An 18,944-nucleotide genomic window follows, 5' to 3' on the forward strand; every position below is an offset into this window, starting at 1 on the left:
AGGGAGTGCCATGCTGCCAAGACGTTATTGGGCCTTTGCGGGGGTCGTGCTGCTGTTCGTGGTCACGGCCGGGTTTGTGCTGGCCGGGCGCCTGCACTGGGCATGCGCGGTCATCCCCGGCATGCTGGCGATGCTCGGCGTGCGCGACCTCACGCAGCCGCGCCATTCGGTGCTGCGCAACTATCCGCTGTGGGGGCACCTGCGTTTCCTGCTCGAGTTCATTCGGCCGGAGATCCGCCAGTATTTCGTCGAGGACGATACCGACGAGCGCCCGTTCTCGCGTGCCCAGCGCAGCATCGTCTACCAGCGCGCCAAGGGCGAGGTCGACAGCCGTCCGTTCGGCACCGAGCTGGACGTGAAGATCGCCGGGTACGAGTGGATCGGCCATTCGCTGGCCCCGACGCGCATCGCGTCGTCGGACTTCCGCGTGCTGGTGGGCGAAGGGCGGGCCAAGCCGTATTCGATGTCGGTGTTCAACATCTCGGCGATGAGCTTCGGGGCGCTGTCGGCCAACGCCATCCGCGCGCTGAACCGCGGCGCGAAGCTGGGCAACTTCATCCACGATACGGGCGAGGGCTCGATCTCGCCGTACCACCGGGAAGAGGGCGGCGACCTGATCTGGGAGATCGGTTCCGGCTATTTCGGTTGCCGTGACGCCGACGGTCGCTTCGATCCGGACCGCTTTGCCGAGCAGGCGCGTTCGCCGCAGGTGAAGATGATCGAGGTGAAGCTGTCGCAGGGCGCCAAGCCGGGCCATGGCGGCGTGCTGCCGGCGGCCAAGGTGACAGCCGAGATTGCCGCCACGCGCGGCGTGCCGATCGGACAGGATTGCATCTCGCCGGCGACGCATTCGGCATTCTCCACGCCGCTGGGCCTGCTGCAGTTCGTCGACCGGCTGCGCACGCTGTCGGGCGGCAAGCCGACCGGCTTCAAGCTGTGCATCGGCCATCCGTGGGAGTTCTTCGGCATCGTCAAGGCCATGCTGGCGTCGGGCATCCTGCCGGACTTCATCGTGGTGGACGGGGCCGAGGGCGGCACGGGCGCGGCGCCGCTGGAGTTCACGGACCACGTCGGCACGCCGCTGCAGGAAGGGCTGCTGCTGGTGCACAACACGCTGGTCGGCACCAACCTGCGCGACAAGATCAAGATCGGCGCGTCGGGCAAGATCGTCACGGCCTTCGACGTGGCCCGTACGCTGGCGATGGGCGCCGACTGGTGCAATGCCGCGCGCGGCTTCATGTTCGCGCTCGGCTGTATCCAGGCGCAGAAATGCCACACCGACCGCTGCCCGACCGGTGTCGCCACGCAGGACAAATCGCGCCAGAAGGCCTTGGTGGTGCCGGACAAGGCCCAGCGCGTGCATCAGTACCACGCGCACACGCTGCACGCGCTGCTGGAGCTGACGCAGGCAGCCGGGCTGCGGCATCCGGTGGACTTCCGCGCCCACCATATCGTGCGGCGCGTGTCGGGCAACGAGGTGCAACTGCTGTCGACGCTGCTGAAGTATCTGGAGCCCGGTGATCTGCTGGCCGGGCGGTATCGCTATCAGCTCTATGAGCGCTACTGGCCGATGGCGCAGGCCGACCGGTTCGATCCGGTGGCCGCGTGAAGGGCGGCGTGCGCGCGGACGCCGCTTACTGCGGCTGCGTCTCCAGGAAGCTGGGCCGCTTCTCGATGCGCGTGTAGAAGGCGGCCAGGTTGGCGTGCTGTTCCCGCCAGTCGACCTGCGGCTGGCGGAAGTCCAGATAGGCGAGCGCGCAACCGACGGCGATGTCGGCCAGGGTCAGGTGGTTGCCGTTGCACCAGGTCTTGTCGGCCAGGCCGCGCGACATGGCCTTGAGCGCTTCATCGATCTTGTGGTGCTGGCGGGTGATCCAGGATTCGCTGCGCTGCTCGGGCGTGCGCTGGGTCTGCTCCACGCGCAGCGCGACGGCGGCGTCGAGCAGGCCGTCGGCCAGCGCCTCCCAGCAGCGTACTTCCACGCGCTCGCGGCCGGATGGCGGGATCAGGCGCGCGACCGGCGACAGGGTGTCGGCGTATTCCGCGATCACGCGGGAGTCGAACAGGGCGCCGCCGTCGTCCATGACCAGGCACGGCACCTTGCCGAGCGGGTTGAACTGGTGAATCTGGGTATCGGCGTTCCACACGTCTTCCAGCACGAACTGGTAGTCGATTTTCTTTTCGGCCAGTACCACGCGCACTTTGCGGGTGTAGGGGCTGGCGTGCGATCCGATCAGTTTCATAGGCGTGTCATGTTGGAGGCGGAAGTATAGCCGCGCGGGTTCCCGAGTGCTGTCGCGCGCTCGGGGCCGGGCACGGACGCGCCGGTGCCGGGCGGGCCGTGGAAAGGGGGAGGCCGGGTGGTAAAATCGCGGATTCGCTGCGGGCGCGCCTGGCGCTCCCGATTCAACGCTCGAGGCCGCGTCCGGGTTGTCCGGCGCCTACCCGTCTTTTCACATTTTCGTTCCCGCCTGCCATGTCGTCGCTTTCCGCCCTGACCGCCCTGTCTCCCATCGATGGCCGCTATGCCGCCAAGGCCGATCCGCTGCGCGAGTGGCTGTCCGAAGCCGCCTTCATGCGCCACCGCGTCAAGGTGGAGGTGCACTGGCTGATCGCGCTGTCGCAGGCGGGCCTGGCGGAGATTCCGCGCTTTTCGGCCGATGCCGAGCGCGCGCTGCTGGCCCTGGTCGACCACTTTGCCGAGGCCGATGCCGCCCGCATCAAGGAAATCGAAGCCGTCACCAACCACGACGTGAAGGCGGTCGAGTACTGGCTCAAGGAGCGTGTCAAGGGCAACGCCGAACTGGAAGCCGCCAGCGAGTTCATCCACTTCGCCTGCACGTCGGAAGACATCAACAACACCTCGCACGGCATGATGCTCAAGGGCGCGCGCGACACCGTGATCGTGCCGACGCTGCGCCGCGTGCAGGCCCGCCTGGTCGAGCTCGCCCACGCCAATGCCGATGTGCCGATGCTCTCGCGCACCCACGGCCAGCCGGCCAGCCCGACCACGCTGGGCAAGGAAATGGCCAACGTCGCCGCGCGCCTGGACCGCGCCATCCGCCGCATCGAAGCCGTCGAGCTGCTGGGCAAGATGAACGGCGCGGTGGGCAACTACAACGCGCACCTGTCGGCCTACCCGGATGCGGACTGGGAAGCCTTCTCCAAGAGCGTGATCGAGACCCGCCTGGGCCTGACGTTCAATCCGTACACCATCCAGATCGAGCCGCACGACTACATGGCCGAGCTGTTCGATGCCGTGGCGCGCGCCAACACCATCATCCTGGACCTGGACCGTGACGTCTGGGGCTACATCTCGCAGGGCTACTTCAAGCAGAAGACCAAGGCCGGCGAGATCGGCTCGTCGACCATGCCGCACAAGGTCAACCCGATCGATTTCGAGAACTCCGAAGGCAACGTCGGCCTGGCCAACGCGGTGCTGCGCCACCTGTCGGAAAAGCTGCCGGTCTCCCGCTGGCAGCGCGACCTGACCGATTCGACCGTGCTGCGCAATATCGGCGTGGCGTTCGGCTACAGCCTGCTGGCCTACGACGCCTGCCTGCGCGGCCTGGGCAAGCTGGAAACCAACCCGGCCCGCCTGGCCGAAGACCTGGATGCCTGCTGGGAAGTGCTGGCCGAGCCGGTGCAGACCGTGATGCGCCGCTACGGTATCGCCAACCCGTACGAGCAGCTCAAGGAACTGACGCGCGGCAAGGGCATTTCGCGCGAGGCGCTGCGCGAATTCATCGGGACCCTGGCGATTCCCGAGGCCGCCCGCCAGCAGCTGCTGGACATGACGCCGGGCAGCTATGTCGGCAAGGCGGTGGAGCTGGCCCGCCGGATCGCCTGATCTTTCGAAAATTTGTAGGTAGGGCCTGGAAAACAGCCCGCTCCGGAATGCCGGGGCGGGCTGTTTTCTTTGGTGCTTGCCATGGAACACGCTGTTCCATCGCTGGATCATTCATCAAAAATATTGAATTTGTCGATGAACTTCTGCGACCCCAGGGCTTTCCAAACCTGCAAATAATGCACAATCGTTTGACACCGCCGCTCCCCGGCGGATGTCCCACCCAGCACACTCGCACGAGGACCTCCGATGCCGCATGCCGCCCGATCCGACGCCGCCCTGCGCGCGCCAGCCGCTGACGACGGTGCCTATGGCAAGCCCGCCATTGCGCTGCACTGGATCATCGCGCTGCTGATCTTCGCCGCGTTCGGGCTCGGCCTGTACATGACGGATATCCCCGGCTTCACGCCGACCAAGCTGAAGCTGTACTCGTATCACAAGTGGGCCGGCATCACGGTGCTGATCCTGGCCGTGCTGCGCGTGCTGTGGCGTCTGACCCACCCGGCGCCGGCACCGGTGGCGGGCATGCCGGCGTGGCAGCAGAAGGCGGCCGAAGGCGCGCACATCGTGCTGTATCTGCTGATCCTGGCGGTGCCGCTGACCGGCTACCTGCTGAGCGTGGCAGCCGGTATCAAGGTGGTCTACCTTGGCCTGTGGGAATTGCCGATGCCGTTCGACAAGAGCGATGCGCTCAAGGAAATCTTCCAGGTGGCGCACGAATGGCTGAACTGGACCATGGCCACGATCGTCGTGCTGCACATCCTGGCCGCGCTCAAGCATCATATCGTCGACCGCGATGGCACCCTGCGCCGCATGCTGCCGTTCCTGCGCTGAAGCGCGCGGGTTCCGAATGCGCCGGCATCGCGCCGGCCTCCTGTTTTCCGTCCCGACCATGACTGCCGGCACAGGCCGGCCCGACCGAAGGAGTCTGATGATGAAACGAGTTGCGCGTCCCCGCGCCCTTGGGCTGATCGCCGCCGGCGCCCTGTCGATCGCCGCGCTGTCGGCCATCGCCCAGGTGGATGCCGCCAAGAGCAGCGTGACGGCCACCGGCAAGCAACTGGGCGTGCCGATGGACATCAAGTTCGGCAAGTTCGATGCGGCCGTGAGCTACAACCCGGCCAACCTGGCGGCCTCCACGGCCAAGGTCGACATCGATGTGTCCAGCGTCGACGTGGGCGACAAGGCCTACAACGACGAACTGAAGAAGAAGGACTGGTTCGACGCCGCCAAGTATCCGAAGGCGACCTTCGTGTCGTCCGCGTTCAAGCCGGGTGCTGGCGGCAAGGTGGAAGTGGTCGGCAAGCTGACCATCAAGGGCGTCACGCAGGACGTGACCGCGCCCTTCACCGTCAAGCAGGACGGCGCCAGCCAGGTGTTCGAGGGCGCGCTGCCGATCAAGCGCAATGCGTTCCACGTCGGCGATGGCGAGTGGAAGGACACGTCGGTGGTCGCCGACGATGTGACCATCAAGTTCCGTGTCGTTCTCGCCAAGAAGTAATTCGCGTCTTTTTCTGTCGTTCCCTTTTTCGCCCCCTCTCTCTGCAGGAGCTCTCTCATGAAGTTGCGTACCCTTGTCGCCGCACTGTCCGCCGTTGCCGCCACCGCCGCGTTTGCCGCACCGGTCACGTACCAGCTCGACCCGTCCCACACCTACCCGAGCTTCGAAGCCGATCACATGGGCGGCCTGTCGAAGTGGCGCGGCAAGTTCGAGAAGTCGAACGGCGTCGTCACGCTGGACCGCGAAGCCAAGGCCGGCACCATCGACGTGACCGTGCAGGCCGACAGCATCGATTTCGGCTTTGCCAAGATGAACGAGCATGCCAAGGGCCCGGACCTGTTCGACGTGACCAAGTACCCGACCGCCACCTTCAAGGGCACGTTCACCAAGTTCAAGGGTGACGCCCCGACCGAAGCCGAAGGCCAACTGACGCTGCATGGCGTGACCAAGCCGGTCAAGCTGGAGATCGACTCGTTCAAGTGCATGCAGCACCCGATGCTCAAGCGCGAAGTCTGCGGCGCCGATGCCGAGATGAAGTTCAACCGCGACGAGTTCGGCCTGGACTATGGCAAGCAGTACGGCTTCAAGATGGAGACCAAGCTGCGGATTCAGGTGGAAGGCCTCAAGCAGGACGCCAGCGTCGCCCAGCAATAAGCCGGCGCAGCGCCCAATAAAAAGCCCCGCGATATCGCGGGGCTTTTTTTGTGTCTGCGTGACGCGGGGGAGGGGTCAGACCTGCGCGCCGAAGTTCGGATCGTCCGTCGGGCCGGTGGTCTTCTTCTCGCCCTTGACCAGGTCTTCGCGCTTGACGCCGAGCCACATGCACAGCGCGGCCGCCACGAACACCGACGAATAGATGCCGAACAGGATGCCGATGGTCAGCGCCAGCGCGAAGTAGTGCAGCGTCGGGCCGCCGAACACCAGCATCGACAGCACCATCATCTCGGTCGAGCCGTGGGTGATGATGGTCCGCGAGATGGTGCTGGTGATGGCGTGGTCGATCACCTCGTGCGTGTTCATCTTGCGGTACTTGCGGAAGGCTTCGCGGATCCGGTCGAAGATCACCACCGATTCGTTGACCGAGTAGCCCAGCACCGCCAGCACCGCCGCCAGCACCGACAGCGAGAACTCCCACTGGAAGAAGGCGAAGAAGCCCAGGATGATCACGATGTCGTGCAGGTTGGCGATGATGCCCGCCACCGCGAACTTCCATTCGAAGCGGATCGACAGGTAGATCACGATGCCGATCACCACGAACAGCAGCGCCAGCAGGCCGTCGGTCGCCAGTTCCTTGCCGACTTGCGGGCCGACGAACTCCACGCGCTGCAGCTTGACGTCCGGCGTGGTGGCGGTCAGCGACGACATCACCTGCTGGCTCTGCACGGCCGATGCGATCGGCTTGCCGTCCGGGCCGTTCTTGAGCGGCAGGCGGATCATCACGTCGTGCGAGGTGCCGAAGTTCTGCACCTGGGCATCGGCGTAGCCGAGCTTCTCGACGTCGGCGCGGACCTTCGGCAGGTCGGCGGCCTGGGTGTAGGCGACTTCCATCACGGTGCCGCCTGTGAATTCCACCGACAGATGCAGCCCGTTGTGGAACAGGAAGAAGACGGCGGCGAGGAACGTCAGGAACGACACGGCGTTGAAGGCCAACGCGTGCTTCATGAACGGAATGTCGCGGCGGATGCGGAAAAACTCCATGTTCTGCCCTTTGTGGCAAGCGGCCCGTCAGTCGGGCCGGTGCCGGTTATGCGCGATGCGGTGAGGTCGTCGTAGCGTTACTGCTTGGCCGGACTTTCGGTGCCGGCGGGTTTCCACACCTGGCCGATGGCGAGGCTCTGCAGCTTCTTCTTGCGGCCGTACCAGAGGTTGACCAGGCTGCGGTTGAAGAACACCGCCGAGAACATCGACGTCAGGATGCCCAGGCAGTGCACCACGGCGAAGCCGCGCACCGGGCCCGAGCCGAAGGCCAGCAGCGCCAGGCCGGCGATCAGCGTGGTCACGTTCGAGTCCAGGATGGTCGCCCAGGCGCGCTCGAAGCCGGCGGCGATCGCCATCTGCGGCGACGCGCCGTTGCGCAGCTCTTCGCGGACGCGCTCGTTGATCAGCACGTTGGCGTCGATCGCCATGCCCAGCGCCAGCGCGATGGCCGCGATGCCGGGCAGGGTGAGCGTGGCCTGCAGCATCGACAGGATGGCGATCAGCAGGAACACGTTCACGCCCAGCGCCACCACCGAGAACGCGCCGAACAGCATGTAGTACAGCACCATGAACACCGAGATGGCGGCGAAGCCGTACGCGGCCGAATTGAAGCCCTTCTTGATGTTGTCGGCGCCCAGCGACGGGCCGATGGTGCGCTCTTCGATGATCTCCATCGGCGCGGCCAGGGAGCCCGCGCGCAGCAGCAGCGCCAGGTCGGAGGCCGATTCCACCGAGCCGATGCCGGTGATCTGGAAGCGCGAGCCCAGTTCGGACTGGATGGTGGCGACGGTCAGCACCTCGCCCTTGCCCTTCTCGAACAGCACGATGCCCATGCGCTTGCCGATGTTGTCGCGCGAGACGTCGCGCAGCATGCGGCCGCCCTGGCCGTCGAGCGTGATGTCGACCGAGGGGTTGTGGTTCTGGTCGAAGCCGGCCGAGGCGCTGTTGATGCGGTCGCCGGTGAAGATCACCTGCTTCTGCAGCAGCACCGGCGCGCCGCGGCCTTGCGTGAACAGCTCGTCACCCAGCGGCACCGGATCGGTCGCACGCGGAATGCCGGTGGCGTTCGGGTCGGCCAGGCGGGCTTCCAGCGTGGCGGTGCGGCCGATGATGTCCTTGGCCTTGGCGGTGTCCTGCACGCCGGGCAACTGCACCACGATGCGGTCCGGGCCCTGCTGCTGGATCACCGGCTCGGACACGCCGAGCTCGTTGACGCGGTTGTGCAGCGTGACGACGTTCTGCTTGACGGCGTTGTCCTGGACTTCCTTCATTGCCGCGGCGGTGAAGGTACCGGTGAGCGTGGCGCCGTCGGCGGTCTTGTCGACCGTGAAGGCCAGCTCGCGGGCGCTGTCGGCCAGCAGGCCGCGGGCGCGGTCGGCTTCGTCGGGGTTGGTGAACTTGATGCTGATGGTCGTGCCGCTGCGCTCGATGCCGCTGTGGCGCACGCCCTTGTCGCGCAGCTGGGTACGGATGTCGCCGGCCAGCGAGTCGAGCTTCTTGGTCAGCGCGCCGTTCATGTCGACCTGCAGCAGGAAGTGCACGCCGCCGCGCAGGTCCAGGCCCAGGAACATCGGCAGGGCATGGATGGCGGTCAGCCAGCGCGGCGAACCCGACAGCAGGTTCAGCGCGACGATGTAGGTCGGGTCGTTCGGGTCGCTGTTCAGGCCGCGCGCCAGCGCATCCTTGGCCTTGAGCTGCGTGTCGGTGTCGGCAAAGCGCACGCGCACGCTGCCCGAGGTGCCGTTCATGTCGAAGAACACGCCGTTCGGCTTCAGGTTGGCGGCGGCGAGGAGGTCTTCGACCTGCTTTTGCGTCGCCAGGTCGACCCTGACGGTGGCCTTGCCCGACGACACCTGGACGGCGGGCGCTTCACCGAAGAAGTTCGGCAGCGTATAGAGGAACCCGATGGCGAGCGCCACCAGGATCACAAGGTATTTCCAGAGCGGATAGCGGTTCATCTTGGAGGACGCTTGGAGAGCGGTCAGGCGGCGCGGGAAGGCGACGGCGCGGCAATCTCAGGATAGGCGCTGCCTGGGGTGCCGGCGGCCGCGCGGAGCGCGCGGCGCCGGGCAAGCCGGATTACAGCGACTTGAGCGTGCCTTTGGGCAGCACGGTCGTCACAGCATTCTTCTGCACGGTGAGTTCGGTATTCGGGGCGACTTCGACCGTGATGTACTGGTCGGTCACCTTGGTCACCTTGCCCAGGATGCCGCCGGCGGTCACCACTTCGTCGCCCTTGGCCAGCGCCTCGAGCATCGTCTTGGTTTCCTTCTGCCGCTTCATCTGAGGGCGGATCATGATGAACCACAGCACCACGAACATCAGGATGATGGGCAGGAAGCTCATCAGGCCATTTCCGGCACCCCCCGGCGCGGCGCCGGCGGTCTGTGCGTAAGCGTCGGAAATCATCAGCACGGTCAAACTCCGTAATGGTTCGTCAATCGGTCAAAAATCGGACCGGATATTCTACCATCGCGGTCCAGCGGAAAATGGGTGCATCGGCGGGTTTGTCAAGTGCGCTCAGAGTGCCCCGCGCGCCCGGTCGGCGGCGAAGCGGGCCCGGAAGGCGGCGAAGCTGTGCGATTCGATCGCCGTGCGCATGTCGGCCATCAGCTCCAGGTAGTAGTGGAGGTTGTGGATGGTGTTCAGGCGGGCGCCCAGGATCTCGCCGACGCGCTGCAGGTGGTGCAGGTAGGCGCGCGAGAAGTTGCGGCAGGTGTAGCAGCCGCAGGTCTCGTCCAGCGGGCGCGGATCGTTGCGGTGCACCGCGTTCTTGATCTTGATGTCGCCGAAGCGGGTGAACAGCCAGCCGTTGCGCGCGTTGCGGGTCGGCATCACGCAGTCGAACATGTCGATGCCGGCGGCCACGCCCGCCACCAGGTCTTCCGGCGTGCCCACGCCCATCAGGTAGTGCGGCTTGTTGGCGGGCAGGCGCGGCGCCACGTGCTGCAGCACGCGCATCATGTCTTCCTTGGGCTCGCCCACCGACAGCCCGCCGATGGCGTAGCCGCCGAAGCCCTGGCCGCCCGCGTCGGCGTCGATGGCCTGCAGGCCGGCCAGCGATTCATCGCGCAGGGGCTCGAACATGCCGCCCTGGACGATGCCGAACAGGGCGTTGGGATTGCGCTCCCGCTCGAACTCGTTGCGCGAGCGCTGCGCCCAGCGCAGGCTCATGCGCATGGAGGCGGCTGCTTCCGCCTCGGTGGCCGGCCGGCCGTCGATCTGGTACGGCGTGCATTCGTCGAATTGCATGACGATGTCGGAGTTCAGCCGGCGCTGGATCTGCATCGAGATCTCGGGCGACAGGAACAGCCGGTCGCCGTTGATGGGCGAGGCGAAATGCACGCCTTCTTCGGTGATCTTGCGCAGATCGCCCAGCGAAAACACCTGGAAGCCGCCGGAGTCGGTCAGCATCGGCTTGTCCCAGCCGACGAAGCCGTGCAGGCCCTTGTGCGCGTCGATCACCTCCAGCGCGGGGCGCAGCCACAGGTGGAAGGTGTTGCCGAGGATGATCTGCGCGCCGATGTCCTTGAGCTCCACCGGCGACATCGCCTTGACCGCGCCGTAGGTGCCCACCGGCATGAAGATGGGCGTTTCCACCACGCCGTGGTTGAGGGTCATGCGGCCGCGCCGGGCGAGGCCATCGGTGGTGAGGAGGTCGAAATTCAGCATGAGGGGTCGGGGGAAGCGGACTGGGTATCAGGCTCGGCGCGCGTCAGGAACATGGCGTCGCCGTAGCTGAAGAAGCGGTAGCGCTGCGCGATGGCGTGGCGGTAGGCGGCGCGGATGGTCTCCAGGCCCGCGAATGCCGACACCAGCATCAGCAGCGTCGACTTGGGCAGGTGGAAGTTGGTCACCAGCGCGTCGACCAGCCGGAAGCGGTAGCCGGGGGTGATGAAGATGTCGGTCTCGCCCGAGCCGGCTGCCAGCGTGCCGTCCGGCTGCGCGGCCGATTCCAGCGCGCGCATCGACGTGGTGCCGACGGCGACGATGCGCCCGCCCGCCGCCCGCGTGGCGCGGATGGCCTCGGCCAGCTCCGGCGAGATGGCATACCACTCGCTGTGCATGCGGTGCTCGGCGATGTTCTCCACGCGCACCGGCGAGAACGTGCCGGCGCCCACGTGCAGCGTCAGGAAGCCGCGCCGCACGCCCATCGCATCGAGCCTGGCGAACAGCGCGTCGTCGAAATGCAGGCCGGCCGTGGGCGCGGCCACGGCGCCGGGCGTGCGCGCATAGACGGTCTGGTAGCGCGTCTCGTCGAAGCTGTCGGGCGTGTGCTCGATATAGGGCGGCAGCGGCAGGCGGCCGTACTGCTCGATCAACTCCAGCGCCGGCTGCGGGAAGCGCAGGGTGAAGAAGGGTTCGTGGCGCGGTCCGACCGTCACATCGAAGGCATCGGCCAGGCGCAGCGTACTGCCCGCGACCGGCGACTTGCTGGAGCGGATCTGCGCCAGCACCGTGTGCTCGTCCAGTAGGCGCTCGACCAGCACTTCGATCTTGCCGCCGCTGGCCTTGTGGCCGAAGAAGCGCGCCTTGATCACGCGGGTGTCGTTGAAGACCAGCAGGTCGCCGGGGCGCAGGTAGTCGACCAGGTCGGCGAACTGGCGGTCATCGAAATGCGTGCCCTGCGCGTCGTGGCGTGCGGCCAGCAGGCGGCTCGCGGTGCGGTCGGGCAGGGCGGTTTGCGCGATCAGCTCGGGCGGCAGATCGAAATCGAAATCGGACAGCGTCAGCATGAATGGCGGCGCAGACATGAATTGCGCCAAATGATGGCGGCGGGCGCCGGTACAATCATCGGCGATCCGCAAAGTCCGACATTGTAAACGTCCTGTGCCCGCTCGCGCCCGCTCCGCCACCGCCGCCGTTCCCGCGCCCGATGCCGACACGGCGCCGGCCGCCGGCCCCAGGCGCGCGCCCGCGGCGAAGCCCGCGGACAAGCCGGCCGCCAAGACCGCCCGCCCCGCCGACAAGCTGGCCAAGCTCGGCCTGCGCCGCGACGTCGATCTCGTGCTGCACCTGCCGATGCGCTACGAGGACGAAACCGCGCTGCTGACCATCGCCGAGGCCGTCGCCCGCGCCAATACCGGCTGGGCCGCGCAGGTGGATGGGGTGGTGACGCGCAACGAAGTGGCGTTCCGGCCCCGCCGGCAACTGGTGGTGCACATCGCTGACGATTCCGGCGAGCTGGTGCTGCGCTTTCTCAACTTCTACGGCAGCCAGGTCAAGCAGATGGCCGAGGGTGCGCGCCTGCGCGTGCGCGGCGAGGTGCGCGGCGGCTTCTTCGGCGCGGAGATGGTGCATCCGGCGGTGCGCGCCGTGACGCCGGACGAGCCGCTGCCCGACCGCCTGACCCCGGTCTATCCCAGCACCGCCGGCGTGGCGCAGGCGTATCTGCGCAAGGCCATCCTGAATGCGCTCGGCCGCACGCCGCTGCCCGAGACCCTGCCGGACAGCCTGTTGCGCGGGCCGCTGGCGCCGCTCAAGCTGATGGCGCCCGCCGAGGCCGTCCGCCTGCTGCACCAGCCCACGCCCGACGTGGACGAGCACAGTTTGGTCGAACGCACCCACCCGGCCTGGCTGCGCATCAAGTTCGACGAACTGCTGGCGCAGCAACTGTCGCTCAAGCGCGCCCAGGCCGCGCGCCGCACGCGCAGCGCGCCGGTGCTGCGGGCCGGCGGCGCGGACGGGCTGCTCGCGCGCTTCCTGGCGGCGCTGCCCTTCAAGCTGACCGGCGCGCAGGCCCGCGTGTGGGAGGAGATCCGCGCGGACCTCGCCCGGCCGTACCCGATGCAGCGGCTGCTGCAGGGCGACGTGGGCAGCGGCAAGACCGTCATCGCCGCGCTGGCCGCGTGCCAGGCCATCGACGCCGGCCGGCAGGCCGCGCTGATGGCGCCGACCGAACTGCTGGCCGAGCAGCACTACCGCAAGCTGTCGGCCTGGCTCGCGCCGCTGGGCGTGGACATCGTCTGGCTGGCCGGCAGCCTCAAGCGCAAGCAGAAGGACGAGGCCGCTGCGCGCGTGGCCGCCGGCACCGCGCAGCTGGTGATCGGCACCCATGCGCTGATCCAGGACACCGTGACCTTCGCCCGCCTGGGGCTGGCCGTGGTGGACGAGCAGCACCGCTTCGGCGTGGCGCAGCGGCTGGCGCTGCGCGGCAAGGCCGGCGGCACCGACACGCCCATCGCCGAGACCGCGCAGCTGGTGCCGCACCAGCTGATGATGTCGGCCACGCCGATCCCGCGCACGCTGGCGATGACGTACTACGCCGACCTCGACGTCTCGGCCATCGACGAGCTGCCGCCCGGCCGCACGCCGGTGGTCACGCGCCTGGTCAACGATGCGCGCCGCGACGAGGTGATCGAACGCATCCACGCCGCCGCGCGCGAGGGGCGGCAGGTCTACTGGGTCTGTCCCCTGATCGAAGAAAGCGAGGCGTTGCAGCTGCAGACTGCCGTCGAGACGTTCGAGACGCTGTCGCAGAGCCTGGCCGGCCTCAAGGTCGGGCTGGTGCACGGGCGCCTGCCGTCCGCCGACAAGGCCGCGGTGATGAGCGCCTTCGCCGGCGGCGAGCTGCACGTGCTGGTGGCGACCACCGTGATCGAAGTGGGCGTCGACGTGCCCAACGCCTCGCTGATGGTGATCGAGCACGCCGAGCGCTTCGGGCTGGCGCAGCTCCATCAGCTGCGCGGACGGGTCGGGCGCGGCACGGCCGAATCGGTCTGCATCCTGCTGTACCAGGCGCCCCTGTCGCCGACGGCCAAACAGCGCCTGCAGACCATGCGCGAGACCACCGACGGCTTCGAGATCGCGCGGCGCGACCTGGATATCCGCGGCCCCGGCGAATTCCTCGGCGCGCGGCAATCGGGCGAGGCCATGTTGCGCTTTGCCGACCTGAACCACGATGCGTGGATGGTCGAGTTCGCCCAGGGCGCGGCCGAGCAGATGCTGGCGCGCTTTCCCGACGCGGTGGAGGCGCACCTCAAGCGCTGGCTCGGCGAGCGCGAGCACTACCTGCGCGTCTAGCCGGCGGGGCCGCCGGCCTCATGCGCGGCCGTTGCGCCGCAGCTGGACCGGCGGACACGGGACCGAGCCGTACGAGCAGAACACGCAGCAGTCGCCGGGCCGGGGGCGTAGCCGTGCGTGGCAGCCCGGGCATTCGGCGAAGAACACGCAGGTGTCGGTCGGCATGGTTTCCTGCCACGCGAAGCCGCACAGCGGGCAGGTCAGGACCGATTCGAGCTGCATCGCGACCGCCGTCAACGGTGCATGCCGCCGGTGCCGTGGCCGCCATCGTGGCCACCGTCATGTCCGCCGTGGCCACCGCCATGGTGGAAGCCGCCGCCGCGCCCGAAGCCCCCGCCGTCATGGCGGAAGAATGCGCGATGCATGTGGTGGGCGTGGTGGAACCGGTCGATGAAGATCACGCTGCCGAAGACTACGCCGCCGGGTGCCCAGTACCAGGTGTCATCCACAAAGTACGGCGGGCCCGCGTAGGCCACGGTGGTGCCGTCGGCCATCTGCCAGGTGCCGTCCGGCTGCAGGCACGCCGTGCCGCTGACCTGCTGCATCACGCCGTCGATCTCGGCTTGCCCCACCATCGGCCGGCAGGTGCCGACCGGGATGTCCTGCGCGATCGCGCAGGCGCAGACGCCAAGCCCCATCAGCGCTGCCGTCCAGACTGTCAGACGCTTGCTCATGATGCCCCCCCGTTCCGGGATGCCCGACGTCTCAATGCGGCGCTGCGGTGTTCAGTGGCCTGTTCGGCCGCATTGCTCGGCACATCGGTTTGCCTGCGGGATGGCGCGCGGTTGCAGCGGGATCCTGCACACGGGTAAACCGCCCGGGGGCGCGGTTTATTCCTGGGCGCGCCCCGGGGATGTGTAACGCTTTGTTTCCACTGCCGTCGGCCGGGCGGCCTGCTCAGTAGCCGCCACCGCCGCCGCGGGTGTAGCCGCTGCCCATGCCCTGGGCACCGCGTGTCGAGGTGCCGGATGATGAAGAGGATGGGGCCATGTCGCCGCTGGTGGTGCAGGCTGCCACGGCAAGCAGCCCTGCGAGGGCGGCGCAAACGAGACGAAGCGCGTTCATCGGAATCTCCTGGCATGCGGCCATGCATGCGCTCCGGCTGCTGATGGCCGCGGGTCGGTTCCCCCCCGATACCGCAGTAAACGGGTGAGCGCGCCGGTTTATTCCCCGGGCGATCCGGCGACGGTCATCGGTGTCAGTGTCGGCTCACCAGCCGTAGAATCGGGGCCACGCCTGGACGGTGCCGTCCTCGGCCAGCGCCTGGTATTCGGGATGCTGGGCGCCGGTCGCGCAGGCGTGGTTGGGCAGGATCCGCAGCCGTGTCCCGACCGGAAACCGTTGCGCGATCTCGCGATCCGGCGCGTCTGTCCGGGTGACGATGCCGTGCTCCTGGTTCGCCCCCGTCATCAGGTACTCGCCCAGCACCTCGCCGTGTTCCGAGCACACCAGCCCGTAGCCGAAGTTGCGCGGCTGCTTCTGCGTGCCGCGGTCGCGGCTCATCGCCATCCAGCCGGCGTCGACGATGGCCCATCCCTTGTCCTCCTGGTGGCCGATCACCGTGGTCAGCACGCTCAGGGCGATGTCGGACAGCGCGCAGACGCCCACGTTGTGCATGACGAGATCGAACATCACATACACGCCGGCCCGGACTTCGGTCACGCCCTCGAGATGCTCGGCGCTGAGCGCCGTCGGCGTGGAGCCGATGCTCACGGTCTCGCACGGCAAGCCCGCCGCGCGCAGCCGCTCGGCGGCCCGGACGCAGCCGGACCGCTCCAGTTCGGCGATGCGGACCAGGGCGTCGTGTGCGTGGTACTCATAGCTGGAGCCGGCATGCGCCAGCACGCCGCCCAGACGCATGCCGCCCTCGGCCAGCACCCGGCCGACCGTGATGAGCCGATCGTCGTCGGGGGCGATGCCGGAGCGGTGCCCGTCGACGTCCACTTCGATCCACACGTCGAACGCTTTGCCGTGCTCGTCGCCGAACGCGGCGATGGCCTGCGCGCAGGTCACGCTGTCGGCGACGATCTTCAGGTCGCATCCCCGGCGGCGCAGCGCCAGCGCTTGCGGCAGCCTGGCCGGCGCCATGCCGACGGCGTAGACGATGTCGCAGATGCCCGCCGCGAAGAACTGCTCAGCCTCCTTGAGCGTGGAGACCGTGATGCCCTGGGCGCCGGCGGCGAGCTGCGCACGGACGACCGGCTCGCACTTCGTCGTCTTGACGTGGGGCCGGAAGCGGACGCCGAGCGCGTCCAGGCGCTGCTGCATCCGCTCGATGTTGCGGGTCATGCGGGCGACGTCGATCAAGGCGGCCGGGGTATTGAGGGATGGCAAGCGCATCGGGTGGTCCTGGCAAGGGTGGGGCATGGATGTCGGGAAGCCGGGCAGCGCGGCCCGGAATACGCAGCACTATAGAAACGCCGGGTGTTCTTGTGTTTAATGGGAAATCAAGTTCCCATTCATCTGGATTTAATGGTCGAAATGGTTGATCTCGACGATCTGCGCATGTTCCGGGCGCTCGGCGTCTCGCGCTCGCTGGCGGCGGCGGCCCGGCTGCTGGACGTCACGCCACCGGCGCTGACTGTCCGCATGCGGCGGCTGGAGGCGCGGCTCGGGGTGTCGCTCGTGGTGCGCGAGCCGCGCGGCGTGTCGTTCACCGAGGAAGGCCAGCGGCTTCTGCGGGAAGCGACCGCGCTGCTGGATCGGCTGGAGTCGCTGCCGCAGCAGGTCTCGGGCCAGGCGGCTGGGGTGAGCGGCCATCTGCGCATCGTCGCGCCGTTCGGGTTCGGCCGGCGCTACATCGCCCCGATTGTCCGCGATCTGCACCGGGACGCGCCGAAGCTGGCCATCATGCTGCATCTGTCGGACAACCCGCTGGCCGAGATGTCCGGGGCGGACATCGTCATCCATATCGGCGAGGCCCGGGATTCTTCGTGGGTCGGGCATCCGCTGGCGCCCAACGAGCGCGTGCTGTGCGCCAGCCCGGCCTGCCTCGCCGGGCTGCCGCCGATCACCCATCCGGCCGAGCTCGCCCATCTGCCCTGCCTGTGCCTGCGCGAGAACGACGAGGACGTGACGCGCTGGCGCTTTACCGACACCACGGCCGGCAGCGGCCGCGCGAGGCAGGTGGTCAACGTCAGGGTGTCCGGTGCCCTGTCGTCGAACGACGGGACCGTGATCAGCGACTGGGCCGCCGACGGGCTGGGCGTGATGGTGCGCTCGGAATGGGAGGCGGCGCCGCTGCTGGCCGCGGGCACGCTCGTGCGCCTGCTGCCGGGCTGGGCGCTGAAGCCTGCGCCGGTGATGGCGCTGGTGCCCACGCGCAAGGGGGTCTCGCCCAGGCAGCGCCTGTTTCTGGAGGTGGCGAGGCGGGCGCTGGAGCCGGTGCCGTGGCGGCAGGGGCGTCGTCGTCGGCAGGGTTAGATCGGGCCTCGCGGGTGGTCGGCAACGATGGCGCGTGTCGATGTCGCGGAGGGATCGGAACTATGCCGCCAGCTCCGCAGGCGCACCGCGCGAAACATGGAAAGGGATGGCTGCCGACGCTGGAGCGGCGGACCAGGTGCCGCGCACGACCCCTCGCCGCTGCAGCGGCCGCTTCCCTGAGCGGTGGCCGTCAGCGCGCAAAACCCTCAGCCCGACGCGCCAGCACTGCCTCACACGGCTCGCCGACCAGCCGCGCATAGACTGAAGGCGCAGTCGCCCCCTCGGTATTGATCACCAGCACACGGGCGCTGGCATCGAGCCCGACAGCGGCGGACAGGGCATCCCGCCCGCGCAGCGCCACCAGCCCGGCAAGGCCGGCAGCGCCGGACTCGCCGGCGACGATCGGCTGATCCCGTGGCCCGCCGGCGGCCAGCAGGCGCATCGCCTGAACCGCATCGCCGTCCTCGATGGTCATGAATGCGTCGACGCTGTCGCGCAGAAACTGCCAGGCCAGCGGCGAGGTTTCGCCGCATGCCAGGCCCGCCATGACGGAATCCACCGAACCGGTCGCCCTGGCCGGCCGGCCTTGCAGCGCGCTCTGGCAGAGGCAATCCGCCTGGACCGGCTCGACGACGATGAAGGTGGGGCGGTTCGCCCCGAAGCATTCCCACAGGTAGCTGATCACGCCCGCCGCGAGGCCGCCGACGCCGCCTTGCAGAAAGACGTGGGTGAACGGGCCCGGGGCATCCGGTTGCGCGCCCGCTTGCGCGAACCATTCGCGGACCATGGTGCCGTAGCCCTGCATGACATCGCGGGGAATGTCCTGGTATCCCGCGTAGGACGTGTCCGACACGACTTTCCAGCCGTTCGCTTCCGCCAGGCGCGCGGCCGCTTCGACGGAGGCATCGTAGTTGCCCGCGATCCGGACGATCTCCGCGCCGTGCGCGGCAATCGCGTCTTCACGTTCCTCGCTCACGTTGGCATGCAGCACGATCACGCACCGGCAGCCGAACGTGCGGGCGGCCGCGGCCAGCGCGCGGCCATGGTTGCCGTCGGTCGCGCTGATCACCGTGAAGTCTTTCAGGAGGCCGGCGTATTGCCCGCCGATCAGCGCGATCGGATCCATCCGCCGTTCCGGCCACAGCCTGAGGATCAGGCGAGCGAGCGCGATCGGCGCCCCCAGGGCCTTGAAGCTGCCGAGCGGAGAGCGGGCGGACTCATCCTTCACCGCCAGTGCCGCGATGTTCAGCCGGGCCGCGAGATCCTGCAGGCTGATGAGCGGGGTCGGGCCGGCGTTGAGCTGGTCCCAGTGGGACAGCCAGGCGCTGCTCCGGCCGGCTTGTTCGATGTTCATGATCCGTTTGAGGTCGGCCGGATACGGCACGCGCCGGGCGTGCGGGTTGGTGACGAGCATGGAGAGCCCTTCTGAATCGGAATGCGTGGGGGAAAGGG

At 68.1% G+C, this 18,944-nt stretch carries 18 protein-coding genes; 7 read left to right on the forward strand and 11 right to left on the reverse strand.

Translation table 11 applies throughout. The annotated features are described in order from the left end of the window. Positions 1-10 precede the first annotated feature (10 nt). On the forward strand, positions 11-1,609 hold the full coding sequence (locus GO999_RS03340; protein WP_019718265.1) for an FMN-binding glutamate synthase family protein: 1,599 nt from the start codon (positions 11-13) through the stop codon (positions 1,607-1,609). A gap of 25 nt (positions 1,610-1,634) precedes the next feature. Here GO999_RS03340 and GO999_RS03345 read toward each other — a convergent pair whose 3' ends face one another. Beyond that, entirely contained in the window at positions 1,635-2,243 is a 609-nt protein-coding gene (locus tag GO999_RS03345) for a glutathione S-transferase (protein WP_016723723.1), read from the reverse strand. 233 nt (positions 2,244-2,476) lie between these two features. On the opposite strand from GO999_RS03345, the gene purB reads away from it, so the two are divergent. The 4 genes from purB to GO999_RS03365 all read left to right on the forward strand — a co-directional run bounded on the left by purB (position 2,477) and on the right by GO999_RS03365 (position 6,002). Continuing rightward, positions 2,477-3,850 carry an adenylosuccinate lyase gene (gene purB, locus GO999_RS03350; protein ID WP_011002627.1) on the forward strand — a complete coding sequence of 458 codons (1,374 nt, stop codon included), beginning with the start codon at positions 2,477-2,479 and terminating at the stop codon, positions 3,848-3,850. A 246-nt stretch (positions 3,851-4,096) separates the two neighbouring features. Continuing rightward, entirely contained in the window at positions 4,097-4,681 is a 585-nt protein-coding gene (locus tag GO999_RS03355; protein WP_020832660.1) for a cytochrome b, read from the forward strand. 100 nt (positions 4,682-4,781) lie between these two features. Next, positions 4,782-5,348: a YceI family protein gene (locus GO999_RS03360; RefSeq protein WP_016723720.1), complete on the forward strand. Its 567-nt coding sequence runs from the start codon at positions 4,782-4,784 to the stop codon at positions 5,346-5,348. A gap of 57 nt (positions 5,349-5,405) precedes the next feature. Continuing rightward, a complete protein-coding gene (locus tag GO999_RS03365; RefSeq protein ID WP_028853616.1) occupies positions 5,406-6,002 on the forward strand; it encodes a YceI family protein in 597 nt (198 codons plus the stop codon). A gap of 75 nt (positions 6,003-6,077) precedes the next feature. Here GO999_RS03365 and secF read toward each other — a convergent pair whose 3' ends face one another. From secF to queA, 5 genes are all read right to left on the reverse strand, one after another. After that, a complete protein-coding gene (secF, locus tag GO999_RS03370; protein ID WP_028853615.1) occupies positions 6,078-7,046 on the reverse strand; it encodes a protein translocase subunit SecF in 969 nt (322 codons plus the stop codon). Positions 7,047-7,123: 77 nt separating this feature from the next. Beyond that, positions 7,124-9,004 carry a protein translocase subunit SecD gene (gene secD / locus GO999_RS03375; protein WP_011002622.1) on the reverse strand — a complete coding sequence of 627 codons (1,881 nt, stop codon included), beginning with the start codon at positions 9,002-9,004 and terminating at the stop codon, positions 7,124-7,126. A 121-nt stretch (positions 9,005-9,125) separates the two neighbouring features. Further along, positions 9,126-9,455: a preprotein translocase subunit YajC gene (gene yajC, locus GO999_RS03380; RefSeq protein WP_011002621.1), complete on the reverse strand. Its 330-nt coding sequence runs from the start codon at positions 9,453-9,455 to the stop codon at positions 9,126-9,128. 111 nt (positions 9,456-9,566) lie between these two features. Next, positions 9,567-10,718 carry a tRNA guanosine(34) transglycosylase Tgt gene (gene tgt, locus GO999_RS03385; protein WP_016723717.1) on the reverse strand — a complete coding sequence of 384 codons (1,152 nt, stop codon included), beginning with the start codon at positions 10,716-10,718 and terminating at the stop codon, positions 9,567-9,569. Next, positions 10,712-11,800, reverse strand: coding sequence for a tRNA preQ1(34) S-adenosylmethionine ribosyltransferase-isomerase QueA (gene queA / locus GO999_RS03390; RefSeq protein ID WP_020832657.1), 1,089 nt, complete (start codon positions 11,798-11,800; stop codon positions 10,712-10,714). The genes tgt and queA overlap by 7 nt, the downstream gene beginning before the upstream one ends. Positions 11,801-11,876: 76 nt before the next feature. Between queA and recG the strand changes: the two genes are divergently transcribed. After that, positions 11,877-14,069 carry an ATP-dependent DNA helicase RecG gene (recG, locus tag GO999_RS03395; RefSeq protein ID WP_020832656.1) on the forward strand — a complete coding sequence of 731 codons (2,193 nt, stop codon included), beginning with the start codon at positions 11,877-11,879 and terminating at the stop codon, positions 14,067-14,069. An 18-nt stretch (positions 14,070-14,087) separates the two neighbouring features. Here recG and GO999_RS03400 read toward each other — a convergent pair whose 3' ends face one another. The 4 genes from GO999_RS03400 to GO999_RS03415 all read right to left on the reverse strand — a co-directional run bounded on the left by GO999_RS03400 (position 14,088) and on the right by GO999_RS03415 (position 16,409). Continuing rightward, the gene (locus GO999_RS03400) at positions 14,088-14,291 is read right to left on the reverse strand and encodes a GDCCVxC domain-containing (seleno)protein (RefSeq protein WP_019718270.1); all 204 of its coding nucleotides are present in this window, start codon (positions 14,289-14,291) and stop codon (positions 14,088-14,090) included. Between the two features lie 11 nt (positions 14,292-14,302). Beyond that, positions 14,303-14,743: a hypothetical protein gene (locus tag GO999_RS03405; RefSeq protein WP_165591167.1), complete on the reverse strand. Its 441-nt coding sequence runs from the start codon at positions 14,741-14,743 to the stop codon at positions 14,303-14,305. A 223-nt stretch (positions 14,744-14,966) separates the two neighbouring features. Beyond that, on the reverse strand, positions 14,967-15,134 hold the full coding sequence (locus GO999_RS03410; RefSeq protein ID WP_211906538.1) for a hypothetical protein: 168 nt from the start codon (positions 15,132-15,134) through the stop codon (positions 14,967-14,969). A 144-nt stretch (positions 15,135-15,278) separates the two neighbouring features. Continuing rightward, positions 15,279-16,409 (reverse strand): DSD1 family PLP-dependent enzyme, encoded by a 1,131-nt coding sequence (locus GO999_RS03415; protein ID WP_211906539.1) that lies wholly within the window; start codon positions 16,407-16,409, stop codon positions 15,279-15,281. Positions 16,410-16,550: 141 nt separating this feature from the next. Here GO999_RS03415 and GO999_RS03420 point away from each other — a divergent pair, with 141 nt between their 5' ends. Beyond that, positions 16,551-17,492 (forward strand): LysR family transcriptional regulator, encoded by a 942-nt coding sequence (locus GO999_RS03420; protein WP_043885837.1) that lies wholly within the window; start codon positions 16,551-16,553, stop codon positions 17,490-17,492. Positions 17,493-17,682: 190 nt separating this feature from the next. Here GO999_RS03420 and GO999_RS03425 read toward each other — a convergent pair whose 3' ends face one another. Beyond that, a complete protein-coding gene (locus GO999_RS03425) occupies positions 17,683-18,906 on the reverse strand; it encodes a diaminopropionate ammonia-lyase (RefSeq protein WP_211906540.1) in 1,224 nt (407 codons plus the stop codon). Between the last annotated feature and the right edge of the window lie 38 nt (positions 18,907-18,944).

It is taken from the genome of Ralstonia nicotianae, assembly GCF_018243235.1.
Lineage (GTDB): Bacteria > Pseudomonadota > Gammaproteobacteria > Burkholderiales > Burkholderiaceae > Ralstonia > Ralstonia nicotianae.